Source organism: Pseudoduganella sp. UC29_106 (assembly GCF_044055365.1).
Lineage (GTDB): Bacteria > Pseudomonadota > Gammaproteobacteria > Burkholderiales > Burkholderiaceae_D > Rugamonas.
This window is the reverse complement of record NZ_CP171977.1, coordinates 24,642-38,373: the sequence shown is the minus strand read 5'-3', so window position 1 is coordinate 38,373 and position 13,732 is coordinate 24,642. Positions and strand designations below refer to the sequence as shown.

Below are 13,732 nucleotides of genomic sequence, written 5' to 3'. Positions count from 1 at the left end.
CTATCGTGCGTGCAGGCCATCAGGCAAGCGATTTGTTGGATTTGGTATCTGTCCTCTAGCGGGCCTTTCTGCTGCATAGCAGCATCAGTTCAAGCCGCCGGATTCCTTTTGTGCGGCAGCGGTCGTAGTTTCAGTGCCAGAGCCGATGGCGTGCGCCAGTTGAAGCAAGCGGTCGTGCCGCTCAACCGACGGCAGGTTGCTCATATTCCGCACCGCAGCATAGAAGTGCGGGAAGTCTTTCTCCTTGGCAAGGAGCGCCCGGAATCCGGGGAGCAAGTCATTATAGGTTGCAACAGATGCCAAATGGGCATTGTTGAGGGGCTCGGCAAAAAAGCGGTCATAGCCACTGTAGCCGCCCCAGTTTGCCTTGAGAACCTTGTACTCTTCTTGCAGTGACGCAAAGATGCGCGCTTTCTCTTCGCGCTTGCGTTTCACGGTGGCTCTGCTGGCGTAGAGGTCCGCCAGCATCTGGCGATGCTTGACCAGCAGTCCGAGGAAATCCTGGCGCCGCACGCTGTAGCGGGCATAGGCTTCGCGCATCGCGTCGTTGCCGTAAAGGTCCAGCCAGCGCTGCACGCCGGCCTCTTCCACCGCCGTGGCAAAGGCTTCATTGAACTTGGAATCGCCCTGGACGTACACGATCTGGTGCGCCAGTTCGTGGAACACCATGCGCGCCAGCTCGGCGTCGGAATAGTTGATGAAGGTGGAGAGCAAGGGATCGCTGAACCAGCCCAGGGTCGAATAGGCGGGCACGCCGCCGACCTGCACATCGTTGCGTTCGCTGCGCAGCTCTTCGGCATACGCTTCGGCATCCGCCTTGTCGTAATAGCCGCGGTAGCTCACGCAGCCTGCGATCGGAAAGCACCATTGGACGGGGCGCAGCGACAATTCCGGCGTGGCGACCACATTCCACAATACGTACTGGCGCTTGAGCGAGGCGTAGTTCTTGTAGCTGGCATTGTCCGGCAGCGACAGTTCCCTGACGGCGAAGCGCCGGATCACGCGGGCTTTCTCCAGCCGCGCTCTCAGCTTGGGATCGGTGGCCGGATCGCCCAGCCAGTCGTCGATGGGACGGGCGTCAGACCAGAGCGCGTACTGGCCCTGGGCCGCCTGGAAGTAATACTTGAACTGTGCGCAACCCGCCAGCATCAGGGCGCAAGCCGCCCCCGTCACCAGATATCTGGCGCGGATTTTCGGGCGGGCAATTTTGCGCATACATCGGTCTCAAGCGGCTTTCTCCACTTGGACCAGTGTATCGTAAAACGTTGGCGCGCGGCCCATGTCGGTCAGCCGCTGGCTGGTCACCTCGTTGGCGTTCTTGCCATCGCCCGCGAGCTTCTTCCACCATATCGATAGCCCGACAACCAGGCCCGGCCGCGCCTTCGGCGTGACGCGGGCTTTGCAGACGAAGGAACCGCGATCGTTGAAGATGCGTACCGGATCGCCATGGTTAATGCCGCGTGCAGCAGCGTCTTCCGGATTGATGTCGAGGTGGGGTTCGCCCTCCGTGGCGCGCAGGCTTTGTACGTTGACAAAGGTGGAGTTCAGGAAGTTGCGCGCCGGCGGAGATATCATCGCTAGCGGGTATTTTGCCGCCAGATCAGGGGAAGATACCCGCGATTCGTAGTTCGGTATGTAGGTGGGCAGCGGGTCGAGGCCGTCCGCCTTCATCATTTCCGAGTAGAACTCGCATTTTCCTGAGGGTGTGGGGAAATTGCCATATGCAAAGGGCGCGTCTGGTACCGCAAGTTTTTGCCAGCCCTTTTGCTTGAGTGACTCCCAGTCAAAGTGAATGGCGCGCGCATCGTCCGACTTGAAAGCGACTGCCGCCAGCTGATCGTCGCTATCCTTGAAGCAGGGGTCGTCCAGGCCCATGCGGGCGGCGATCAGGCGGAAGATTTCCGTGTTCGGTCTGGACTCGCCCATAGGCGCCACGGCCGCGTTATTCGCCATCATGTAGAGATGGCCGTAGGCGCTGTGGATGTCCACGTGCTCCAGCTGGGTGGTGGCGGGCAGGACGATGTCCGCATAGTCGGCCGTATCAGTCTGGAAGTGTTCCAGCACCACAGTGAACAAGTCTTCGCGCGCGAAGCCGGCCGCGACCTTTCCCGATTCCGGCGCAACCGCCACCGGATTCGAGTTGTAGACGATGAGGGCCTTGATTTGCGGCCCGAACTCCGGTGACGCCGGGCGCAGCAGGTCATCGCCAATGGTGCTCATATTGATGGTGCGCGGCAGCTTCTTCAGCAAGTCCGGGCGCTGCAGCGCCGGCAGGTTTTTCGGGAAAGTGCCGGACGAGGACAGCTGCACGCCGCCCGCCGCATGGCGCCACGCGCCTACCAGCGCCGGCAGACAGCTGATATTGCGCACTGCCATGCCTCCGCCATGCACGCGCTGCACGCCGTAATTGGTGCGGATGGCTACCGGCTCGCCGCGCTTTGCCGTTTCGCCGTACTCGCGCGCCAGGCCCTCCACTTCTTCCACGCTGATGCCGCACACTTCGGCGGTGCGCTGCGGCGTCCATTCCGCGGCGCGCTCGCGCAGCGCGTCGAAGCCCAGCGTGTACTGGGCGATATAGTCATGGTCCAGCAGATCGTCGCGGATCAAGATATGCATCATGCCCAGGGCCAGCGCGGCATCGGTGCCGGGCAGCAGGGCGATGTGCTGATGGCATTTCTCTGCCGTCAGCGAGCGGTAGGGATCGATGGCGATCAGTTTCGCGCCGCTGCGCTTGGCCTCCTGGGCTCGCGTCCAGAAATGCAGGTTGGACGCGATCGGGTTGCCGCCCCAGATCAGGATCAGCTTCGCGTTCTGGAATTGCTCGATATCGGTGCCGATGGAGGCGCCAACCGTGTACTTGTAGCCGGTGGCTCCAGCCGTCGCGCAGATCGTGCGGTCCAGCAGCGAGGCGCCGATCTTGTTAAAGAAACGCAGTGACATGGAGTCACCCTGCACCAGTCCCATCGTGCCCGCATAGCTGTAAGGCAGGATGGATTCCGGCTGATTCTCGGCCAGCGGCTTGAGGCGGGATGCAATTTCGTCCAGCGCCTCGTCCCAGCTGATGCGCTCGAATTTGCCTTCGCCCTTCTTGCCCACGCGCCGCAGCGGGTGCAGCAGGCGGTCGGGCGAATAGGTGCGCTCCGTGTAGCGGGATACCTTGGTGCACAGCACGCCGGCCGTGGTCGGGTGGTCCGGAGCGCCTTTCACTTCGGTAGCGACGCCGTTCTCGACGGTAACCAGGAGGGCGCAGGTGTCGGGGCAATCGTGCGGGCAGGTGGCACGTACTTGTGTGCTTGTCATCAGAATTCCGGGAAGCTAATGCAGAAAACGTTATCGTAAACGATTCCGCGACCGGGCATGTAGCAGCTAAAATGGGCCCATCATGGAGGCACCAGAATGAACCTGATCGACCCGATTATTGCGTTTCAGTCCGAGTTGCAGCAGATCCGACGCGATCTGCATGCCCACCCGGAACTCTGCTATGAAGAACAGCGTACTTCCGATGTTGTCGCCGCCAAGCTGACGGAATGGGGTATCCCCGTCATCCGCGGCATGGGCCTGACCGGCGTGGTGGGCATCATCAAGAACGGCACGTCCGAGCGCGCCATTGGCCTGCGCGCCGATATGGACGCCCTGCCCATGCAGGAAATCAACACCTTCCCGCACGCCTCGAAACACGCCGGCAAGATGCACGCCTGCGGCCATGACGGCCACACGGCTATGCTGCTGGGTGCGGCGCACTATCTGTCCCAGCACCGGAATTTCGACGGTACTGTTTATCTCGTTTTCCAGCCCGCCGAAGAAGGCGGCGCCGGCGCGCGGAAGATGATCGAAGATGGCCTGTTCGAACGCTGCCCGATGGACGCGATCTACGGCATGCACAACTGGCCGGGCGCGGCGACGGGCACGCTGAGCGTGTGCGAGGGGCCAATGATGGCGTCCTCGAACGAATTCCACGTCACGGTACGCGGCAAGGGCGCCCACGCGGCCCAGCCGCACAAGGGCATCGACCCGATCATGGTGGCGGTGAATATTGCGCAGGCCTGGCAATCCATCATCACGCGCAACAAGAGCCCTCTGGATACGGCGGTGATCTCGATTACCCAGATTCACTCGGGCAGCGCAACCAACGTTATTCCGGACGAGGCCCAGCTGGTCGGCACCGTACGCACCTTCACCACCGAAGTGCTGGACCTGATCGAGCAGCGCATGAAGGTGCTGGCCGAGAATATCGGCACGGCCTTCGAGGCGGAGGTGGATTTCGAGTTCAAGCGTAACTATCCGCCGTTGGTGAATCATGCGAAGGAGACAGCGTTTGCGGTTGAAGTCGCGAAGTCGCTGGTGGGCGCGGATAAGGTGGACGATAAGGTCGAGCCTACGATGGGCGCGGAGGATTTCGCGTTTCTTCCTGCAGGAGAAGCCGGGGTGCTATCTGTTCATCGGCAACGGCGAAGGCGATCACCGCGATGGCGGACATGGCCTGGGACCTTGCGTGCTGCATAACGCCAGCTATGACTTCAACGATAACCTGCTGCCGATTGGGGCGAGTTATTGGGTGAAGCTGATCGAAACGGCGCTGCCACTGCGCTGAGACGGCGGATCAATGATCCGCCCTACGCCGCTCGACGGAGCGAACGATGTCGAGACGCTTCGCGGCGGAGCGAACGATGTCGCCAATCCAGGCCGTGGATCAAGCGTGCCGGTACGTCATGCTGCGGATCGAATGATGCCGCGATGCCGCGCGGGCGAATCGAACGATGTCGGCACACCGCGCGCCGGCTCGAATGGTACTGGGTGCGCGACGCGGCGGGCGGCCGGCCGGGCGATACGAACGTAAAGCGCCAACGGCGTGTAGGGCGGATCATTGATCCGCCGTGCCCGCGTCACGGCAACTTATCGGGCTCCGCCCCCACGCGCTGTCCCGGGTTCAAACGCTCCAACGCCAACAACGCCGCCGAATGATCCGCCTGCGGATATAAATCCCTGATCGACTCATACCGCTCCGTCACCAGGCTGGTGACCGGCAACGCCACGCCGGCTGCTGCCGCGGCGGCAAGGATATTGTGCTGGTCCTTCAGCTGCGTGGTCACCTGCCCGCCCGGCAGGAAATTCCGATCGAGCATGCGCTGTCCATGCACCTCCAAAATCCGGCTCTCGGCAAACCCGCCACGAATCGCCGCCCGCACTGCTTCCGGATCAGCGCCCGCGGCTTGGGCCAGCAGCAGAGCCTCCGCCACAATATTGATAGTGCCGCCGACAATCAGCTGATTGCATAGCTTGGCCACCTGCCCCGCGCCGGCAGGACCAACCAGCGTAGGCCGCCCCATCGCTTCCAGCACGGGACGCGCCTCGGCGAAATCGCGCGCATCGCCGCCAGCCATGATCGCAAGCGTCCCCTGCTCCGCCCCGCCAACGCCCCCGGAAACGGGAGCATCGAGGAAGCGGCAACCATGCGCAAACAAGCGGGCATGGAACTCCTGCGCCTCATCCTGCCTGGTCGAACTCATATCGATCCACAGCGTGCCGCGCGCCATCGACGGCAGGCAGGCATCGATCACATTCCCACCGCCGGCCCGGCGGACAGCATCGAAATCACCACCTGCGCATCGGACATTGCATCCGCCAGCGTCAGCGCCGCGAGCGCGCCTGCGCTTTCAAGCACTTCAGCCTTGCCCGGTGTACGATTCCATACGCGTACAGGAAAGCCAGCCGCCAGCAAACGGCGTACCATCGGTTCGCCCATCAGACCGATGCCTAAAAAAGAAATTCGTACGGGAAGAACCACGATGTCTCCAACTTAGTCAGTATTGCGGTAATTTTAACAACTGAGTAGCCGTCAGCGCAGTTTCCAGAACCTCGCTACAATTTCGGGCGTTGCCGTATCAATTTTGCATACAGCAAGGACAAAACACGAGAGAAAACATGCAAGTTAAAAAACTGTTCGCGGCTGCCGCCGCTTTGCTGGCTATTTCACCTGCCTTCGCTTCCGATCAACTCGTAGACGGCGTCTACGGCGAATTCTCCGCCGGCTCCAAGATCAAAATGGGTCACATTGGCGTGACCAAGGACTGGCCTTCCAACTGGAGCTGGTTCGAATCCAACGGCCGCCACCTGACCGGCTACTGGGACGCCACCCTGGGCTACTGGGAAGGCCGCCAGGCCAACAACGTGCCCGGCGCCAAAACAGCACATCGTCGACCTGGGCTTCACCCCGGTCCTGCGCTACGAGAACACCAGCAAGCAGGGCTTCTACGCCGAACTCGGTATTGGCGCGCACCTGCTCTCCCACACTTATAACAACAACGACGATCACCTGTCGACTGCCTTCCAGTTCGGCGACCATATCGGCGTTGGCTATGTCTTCAACAAGAACTGGGACATCGGCCTGAAGTACCAGCACTACTCGAACGGGGGCATCAAGAAACCGAACAGTGGTGTGGACGTCGGCGTGCTCCGCGTCGCTTACAAGTTCTAAATAAAAACGCCGGCTCGCAAGCCGGCGTTTTTTTTGCCTGGGGCGGCGTTTATTCCGCGATATCGGCGCCCACATTGATGGCCGCGTAGGCGCGCTGCACGGCTTTCGCTTCCGCGCTGTTCACGCCATACAATTCCTGGGCCGCAGCCAGCACCTTGTTGCGCGCGTCCGCATAGTTGGTGGACGAAGTGAACTTGGTAGTGTTCGCCTTGAACCAGATACGGTATGCCTTGTCGAGGCCAATGCCGGTCATGTTCTTGGGCGCCTGGACCAGGTACTTCGAATACTTCTCGCTGGCAGCGTCCGAGCTCGAACCCATGGCGAGGAAGTAGAACATGCGGTTGTTCGGGCCGGAGCTGTAGTGCACGTCGAGGCGCTTGATGGTGCTGCTCCACGCGTCCGGGCTACGGCCATCCTTGCTTGGCTTGTACATCCAGCGCAGCGGCTGGCCACTCTTCGAGATTTCCTGGCCCATCACCCAGTCGTTGGCGCTTGGCGAAGGCAGCGCGTTGCCCGTGCCGCCATTGCGGGCATAGGCTTCCACCGCTTCACCGGAAATGTCGGATGAGGACTCATTCAGGCCACCCGACTCCGCACGGTAAGCCAGGTTGGAGGTCGCGGCGGTGATGCCGTGGCCCATCTCGTGGCCGATCACGTCGATCGAGCCCAGGTTGTTGAAGGACGTGCCGCCGTCGCCGATATACATGCACTTGCAGGTATCGGAGTAGTACGCGTTGTCGTAGGCCGTGTTGACGTGGGCGGCGATGTAGGTGGCGGTGTTGTTGCCGTCAAGGGACTGCCAGCCCAGCACATTCCTGTGCATATCGTAGGTATTCATCAGGCCCCACAGCGCATTCACTGCGGCAGTCTGGCCGTTGGCATTGGTGGTGCTGCCACCGGCGATGTACTGCTTGCCGTCGCCCCATACATTGCTGCTGTTGACGTAGACCGAGCCGGCGCTGGTCGTGTGGTTGGCGTTCGTGATCGCCATCGCGCCGAAGGTGCCGCCCGTGCCGCGCGTGCCGTCGATCATCGAATACTGGCTGCCGCTGAAGGTGGTGTTGATCGGCACCACGCCGTTGTACTGGCTGTTGCCGGTGCCGACCACGTTCTGCACCATATTCCATTGGTCGATGATGGCGCCGTTTTGAGCGTCGACGATCGTGTTGTGGAAGACGGCGTTATTGCCGTTCACCATGCGGGTCTTCACGAAGTAGACCAGCTGGTAGCCGGACACCACATCTTCCACGTCCATCGCATTCAGTTCGCTTTCCGCCTTGTTCTCGGCGCCGGCCACACGCACGGTGCTCATCACCGGATAGATGACCAGTTCCGCGAACGGCGGATCGATATGGCCGCTGCCACGCGGTACAGTCTTCAGCACGGCCTCAATCGCGCCCTTGCCGCTCAGGGCCGGCTTCAGGTTCATGCGCTTGGCGCTCAGGCCCTGGCGTCGCTCGCCGATCGACTCGCTGATGATATTGCCGCCGGCATCGGTCACCACCACCGATTCGGATTCGAAGATGCGGATGCCTTTGTAGGTGTGGTTCAGGCGGCTGATCGCCTGGCCGTTGGCGCCGGGGTGCTGGGCGGCGATCGCGAAGCCGTGGTCGGTGTCCAGTCCGTGCTTGCCGCGTTCGCCATTCAGGGTGGCGATCAGGCGGGCCTTTTCCTGCGCCGAGAAAGCTACCGGCGAAGCCATGGTGCTGGCAGCGCCGGCCTGGCCGGCTGCAACTGCGATGGCGGCTGCGAGGATGGTTTTGCGAATGTTCATGCGGTCTCCCGAGGTGTTTGTCGAAACACGTTAGCGGAACGGGGAGAGCGAAATCAATAAAATTGGGAAATGAGACAGGATGCTGTGCGGTGTCTCAAATTAAACAAAACCCACGGCGTGAACCTGGTGTCTGCCACATCGTGGCAGACACCTGCTTTATGCCGTGGGTGCTAAGAATGCAAAAAGCCCGCCGAGCGCTTTCCGAGACCCCATCTCGGAAAGCCCTGGCGGGCTTTTCTAATAACTAGCCTGACGATAACCTACTTTCACACTGGTTGCAGCACTATCATCGGCGCAAAGTCGTTTCACGGTCCTGTTCGGGATGGGAAGGGGTGGGACCGACTTGCTATGGTCATCAGGCATAACTTGTACGTATGTCGCCGCTCACTGCGGCGCCACACTGAATCTGGAAGAAGTAAGTTGGGTATCTCAAACACGGTAAGTGCGTATAACCAGCAAGGTTATAGGGACAAGCCGTACGGGCAATTAGTATCAGTTAGCTTAATGCATTACTGCACTTCCACACCTGACCTATCAACGTCCTGGTCTCGAACGACCCTTCAAGGAGCTCAAGGCTCCGGGAAATCTCATCTTAAGGCAAGTTTCCCGCTTAGATGCTTTCAGCGGTTATCTCTTCCGAACTTAGCTACCCGGCAATGCCACTGGCGTGACAACCGGTACACCAGAGGTTCGTCCACTCCGGTCCTCTCGTACTAGGAGCAGCCCCCTTCAAATTTCCAACGCCCACGGCAGATAGGGACCAAACTGTCTCACGACGTTTTAAACCCAGCTCACGTACCACTTTAAATGGCGAACAGCCATACCCTTGGGACCGGCTACAGCCCCAGGATGTGATGAGCCGACATCGAGGTGCCAAACTCCCCCGTCGATATGAACTCTTGGGAGGAATCAGCCTGTTATCCCCAGAGTACCTTTTATCCGTTGAGCGATGGCCCTTCCATACAGAACCACCGGATCACTATGTCCTACTTTCGTACCTGCTCGACTTGTCGGTCTCGCAGTTAAGCACGCTTATGCCATTGCACTATTAGCACGATGTCCGACCGTACCTAGCGTACCTTCGAACTCCTCCGTTACACTTTAGGAGGAGACCGCCCCAGTCAAACTGCCTACCATGCACTGTCCCCGACCCGGATCACGGGCCAAGGTTAGAACCTCAAACAAACCAGGGTGGTATTTCAAGGTTGGCTCCACGAGAACTGGCGTCCCCGCTTCAAAGCCTCCCACCTATCCTACACAGATTGGTTCAAAGTCCAATGCAAAGCTACAGTAAAGGTTCATGGGGTCTTTCCGTCTAGCCGCGGGTAGATTGCATCATCACAAACACTTCAACTTCGCTGAGTCTCGGGAGGAGACAGTGTGGCCATCGTTACGCCATTCGTGCAGGTCGGAACTTACCCGACAAGGAATTTCGCTACCTTAGGACCGTTATAGTTACGGCCGCCGTTTACTGGGACTTCAATCAAGAGCTTGCACCCCATCATTTAATCTTCCAGCACCGGGCAGGCGTCACACCCTATACGTCCACTTTCGTGTTTGCAGAGTGCTGTGTTTTTATTAAACAGTCGCAGCCACCAGTTTATTGCAACCCTTTCGCCCTTCCACAGTAAAGTGGTCAAGCTACCGGGGCGTACCTTTTCCCGAAGTTACGGTACCAATTTGCCGAGTTCCTTCTCCCGAGTTCTCTCAAGCGCCTTAGAATACTCATCTCGCCCACCTGTGTCGGTTTGCGGTACGGTCTCGTATGACTGAAGCTTAGAGGCTTTTCTTGGAACCACTTCCGATTGCTTCGCGCTACAAGAGCGCTCGTCCCAGTCCCTTGAATTATGTGCCCGGATTTGCCTAAGCACCTTCTATGAACCAGAAACTAGCTATTCCAACAGCTAGACAACCTTCCGCGATCCGTCCCCCCATCGCATCATACGACGGTGCAGGAATATTAACCTGCTTCCCATCAGCTACGCATCTCTGCCTCGCCTTAGGGGCCGACTCACCCTGCTCCGATGAACGTTGAACAGGAAACCTTGGGCTTACGGCGTGCGGGCTTTTCACCCGCATTATCGCTACTCATGTCAGCATTCGCACTTCTGATACCTCCAGCAGCCTTTACAAGCCACCTTCGCAGGCTTACAGAACGCTCTCCTACCATATCCTTGCGGATATCCGCAGCTTCGGTGACTGGCTTAGCCCCGTTACATCTTCCGCGCAGGACGACTCGATCAGTGAGCTATTACGCTTTCTTTAAATGATGGCTGCTTCTAAGCCAACATCCTGACTGTTTTAGCCTTCCCACTTCGTTTTCCACTTAGCCAATCTTTGGGACCTTAGCTGGCGGTCTGGGTTGTTTCCCTCTTGACGCCGGACGTTAGCACCCGACGTCTGTCTCCCAAGCTCGCACTCACCGGTATTCGGAGTTTGCAATGGTTTGGTAAGTCGCGATGACCCCCTAGCCATAACAGTGCTCTACCCCCGGTGGTGATACTTGAGGCACTACCTAAATAGTTTTCGGAGAGAACCAGCTATTTCCAAGTTTGTTTAGCCTTTCACCCCTATCCACAGCTCATCCCCTAATTTTTCAACATTAGTGGGTTCGGTCCTCCAGTGCGTGTTACCGCACCTTCAACCTGGCCATGGATAGATCACTTGGTTTCGGGTCTACACCCAGCGACTGGCGCCCTGTTCGGACTCGATTTCTCTACGGCTCCCCTATCTGGTTAACCTCGCCACTGAATGTAAGTCGCTGACCCATTATACAAAAGGTACGCCGTCACCCCTTACGAGGCTCCGACTGTTTGTATGCACACGGTTTCAGGATCTATTTCACTCCCCTCCCGGGGTTCTTTTCGCCTTTCCCTCACGGTACTGGTTCACTATCGGTCGATTACGAGTATTTAGCCTTGGAGGATGGTCCCCCCATCTTCAGACAGGATTTCTCGTGTCCCGCCCTACTTGTCGTACGCTTAGTACCACCGCTTGAATTTCGTGTACGGGGCTATCACCCGCTATGGCGCCTATTTCCAGAGGCTTCCACTATCCAAACGACTATCACGTACAGGCTCTTCCCATTTCGCTCGCCACTACTTTGGGAATCTCGGTTGATTTCTTTTCCTGCAGCTACTTAGATGTTTCAGTTCGCCGCGTTCGCTTCGTATTCCTATGTATTCAGAATACGATGACCTAAAAGGCCGGGTTTCCCCATTCGGAAATCTTCGGATCAAGGCTTGTTTGTCAGCTCCCCGAAGCTTATCGCAGACTTCTACGTCCTTCATCGCCTGTAATCGCCAAGGCATCCGCCATGTGCACTTAGTCACTTGTCCCTATAACCTTGACGGCTATAGTTCTAAGCACTTACTACTGTGTTTGATGAGTTTTTGTATGCGTTCCTTTCGGAACACTACCCTAAGTGTGAATCTTTCGATTCACGCTTAATAAAACTTTACTTCTTCCAGATTGTTAAAGAACGAGTACTACTCTTACCTAAACCTGCGTGGCTTACGTAAAGGCAGTGGTGGAGGATGACGGGATCGAACCGACGACCCCCTGCTTGCAAAGCAGGTGCTCTCCCAGCTGAGCTAATCCCCCGATGGTGTACTTGGTGGGTCTGGTTGGGCTCGAACCAACGACCCCCGCGTTATCAACACGGTGCTCTAACCAGCTGAGCTACAGACCCGCGCTCGTTTCTTTTGATCTAACAGCCGATAAGTGTGGACATTTGAGTCCGTGCAGACTCTAGAAAGGAGGTGATCCAGCCGCACCTTCCGATACGGCTACCTTGTTACGACTTCACCCCAGTCACGAATCCTACCGTGGTAAGCGCCCTCCTTGCGGTTAAGCTACCTACTTCTGGTAAAACCCGCTCCCATGGTGTGACGGGCGGTGTGTACAAGACCCGGGAACGTATTCACCGCGACATGCTGATCCGCGATTACTAGCGATTCCAACTTCATGTAGTCGAGTTGCAGACTACAATCCGGACTACGATACACTTTCTGGGATTAGCTCCCCCTCGCGGGTTGGCGGCCCTCTGTATGTACCATTGTATGACGTGTGAAGCCCTACCCATAAGGGCCATGAGGACTTGACGTCATCCCCACCTTCCTCCGGTTTGTCACCGGCAGTCTCATTAGAGTGCTCTTGCGTAGCAACTAATGACAAGGGTTGCGCTCGTTGCGGGACTTAACCCAACATCTCACGACACGAGCTGACGACAGCCATGCAGCACCTGTGTGCAGGTTCTCTTTCGAGCACTCCCAAATCTCTCCGGGATTCCTGCCATGTCAAGGGTAGGTAAGGTTTTTCGCGTTGCATCGAATTAATCCACATCATCCACCGCTTGTGCGGGTCCCCGTCAATTCCTTTGAGTTTTAATCTTGCGACCGTACTCCCCAGGCGGTCTACTTCACGCGTTAGCTGCGTTACTAAGTCAATTAAGACCCAACAACTAGTAGACATCGTTTAGGGCGTGGACTACCAGGGTATCTAATCCTGTTTGCTCCCCACGCTTTCGTGCATGAGCGTCAGTTTTGACCCAGGGGGCTGCCTTCGCCATCGGTGTTCCTCCACATCTCTACGCATTTCACTGCTACACGTGGAATTCTACCCCCCTCTGCCAAACTCTAGCCTCGCAGTCTCCATCGCCATTCCCAGGTTAAGCCCGGGGATTTCACGACAGACTTACGAAACCGCCTGCGCACGCTTTACGCCCAGTAATTCCGATTAACGCTTGCACCCTACGTATTACCGCGGCTGCTGGCACGTAGTTAGCCGGTGCTTATTCTTCAGGTACCGTCAGCAGGAATGGATATTAGCCACTCCCTTTTCTTCCCTGACAAAAGAGCTTTACAACCCGAAGGCCTTCTTCACTCACGCGGCATTGCTGGATCAGGGTTGCCCCCATTGTCCAAAATTCCCCACTGCTGCCTCCCGTAGGAGTCTGGACCGTGTCTCAGTTCCAGTGTGGCTGGTCGTCCTCTCAGACCAGCTACTGATCGTTGCCTTGGTGAGCCTTTACCTCACCAACTAGCTAATCAGATATCGGCCGCTCCAGGAGCACAAGGCCTTGCGGTCCCCTGCTTTCATCCTGAGATCGTATGCGGTATTAGCGTAACTTTCGCTACGTTATCCCCCACTCTTGGGTACGTTCCGATATATTACTCACCCGTTCGCCACTCGCCGCCAGGCCGAAGCCCGCGCTGCCGTTCGACTTGCATGTGTAAAGCATGCCGCCAGCGTTCAATCTGAGCCAGGATCAAACTCTTCAGTTCAATCTCTGTTTTCGCTATTTCTAGCGGGTCACTCACTCAAAATACTGACGAAATCTCAATAAAGAGATTTACGTTTATTTTGTGCGAGCGTTTGAAACTAATAATTTGAGCATCGCGCCATTCGGCACGTTGCACATCGTCAAACGCCCACACTTATCGACTGTTGATTTTTAAAGATCGCTGCATTTAGCGACAAAT

General features: G+C 57.8%; 5 protein-coding genes, 2 tRNA genes, 3 rRNA genes and 2 pseudogenes. 3 read left to right on the top strand and 9 right to left on the bottom strand.

The features are described 5' to 3' along the window. Positions 1-84: 84 nt before the first annotated feature. Both ACHMW6_RS00530 and ACHMW6_RS00525 read right to left on the bottom strand, forming a co-directional pair. Positions 85-1,215, bottom strand: coding sequence for an aminopeptidase (locus ACHMW6_RS00530; RefSeq protein ID WP_395404620.1), 1,131 nt, complete (start codon positions 1,213-1,215; stop codon positions 85-87). Between the two features lie 9 nt (positions 1,216-1,224). Then, a complete protein-coding gene (locus ACHMW6_RS00525; RefSeq protein WP_395404618.1) occupies positions 1,225-3,300 on the bottom strand; it encodes a molybdopterin-dependent oxidoreductase in 2,076 nt (691 codons plus the stop codon). Positions 3,301-3,396: 96 nt separating this feature from the next. Between ACHMW6_RS00525 and ACHMW6_RS00520 the strand changes: the two are divergent. Next, positions 3,397-4,591, top strand: a pseudogene (locus tag ACHMW6_RS00520) (M20 aminoacylase family protein). A 292-nt stretch (positions 4,592-4,883) separates the two neighbouring features. Here the strand turns inward: ACHMW6_RS00520 and ACHMW6_RS00515 are convergent. Next, a pseudogene (locus ACHMW6_RS00515) lies at positions 4,884-5,731 on the bottom strand (NAD(P)-dependent oxidoreductase). A gap of 191 nt (positions 5,732-5,922) precedes the next feature. On the opposite strand from ACHMW6_RS00515, the gene ACHMW6_RS00510 reads away from it, so the two are divergent. Both ACHMW6_RS00510 and ACHMW6_RS00505 read left to right on the top strand, forming a co-directional pair. Then, positions 5,923-6,297, top strand: a complete 375-nt coding sequence (locus ACHMW6_RS00510; protein ID WP_395404616.1) for a hypothetical protein — start codon at positions 5,923-5,925, stop codon at positions 6,295-6,297. Then, the gene (locus tag ACHMW6_RS00505; protein WP_395408495.1) at positions 6,191-6,475 is read left to right on the top strand and encodes an acyloxyacyl hydrolase; all 285 of its coding nucleotides are present in this window, start codon (positions 6,191-6,193) and stop codon (positions 6,473-6,475) included. The genes ACHMW6_RS00510 and ACHMW6_RS00505 overlap by 107 nt, the downstream gene beginning before the upstream one ends. 49 nt (positions 6,476-6,524) lie before the next feature. On the opposite strand, the gene ACHMW6_RS00500 is transcribed toward ACHMW6_RS00505, so the two are convergent. The 6 genes from ACHMW6_RS00500 to ACHMW6_RS00475 all read right to left on the bottom strand — a co-directional run bounded on the left by ACHMW6_RS00500 (position 6,525) and on the right by ACHMW6_RS00475 (position 13,534). Continuing rightward, on the bottom strand, positions 6,525-8,249 hold the full coding sequence (locus ACHMW6_RS00500; protein WP_395404614.1) for a M4 family metallopeptidase: 1,725 nt from the start codon (positions 8,247-8,249) through the stop codon (positions 6,525-6,527). Between the two features lie 247 nt (positions 8,250-8,496). Further along, a 5S ribosomal RNA gene (gene rrf / locus ACHMW6_RS00495) occupies positions 8,497-8,609 on the bottom strand. A gap of 105 nt (positions 8,610-8,714) precedes the next feature. Beyond that, a 23S ribosomal RNA gene (locus tag ACHMW6_RS00490) occupies positions 8,715-11,587 on the bottom strand. A gap of 189 nt (positions 11,588-11,776) precedes the next feature. Continuing rightward, positions 11,777-11,852 (bottom strand) — tRNA-Ala (locus ACHMW6_RS00485). An 11-nt stretch (positions 11,853-11,863) separates the two neighbouring features. Further along, positions 11,864-11,940: transfer RNA gene (locus ACHMW6_RS00480), tRNA-Ile, on the bottom strand. Positions 11,941-12,003: 63 nt separating this feature from the next. After that, a 16S ribosomal RNA gene (locus ACHMW6_RS00475) occupies positions 12,004-13,534 on the bottom strand. The 16S, 23S and 5S rRNA genes sit together here with 2 tRNA genes alongside, the layout of an rRNA operon. Between the last annotated feature and the right edge of the window lie 198 nt (positions 13,535-13,732).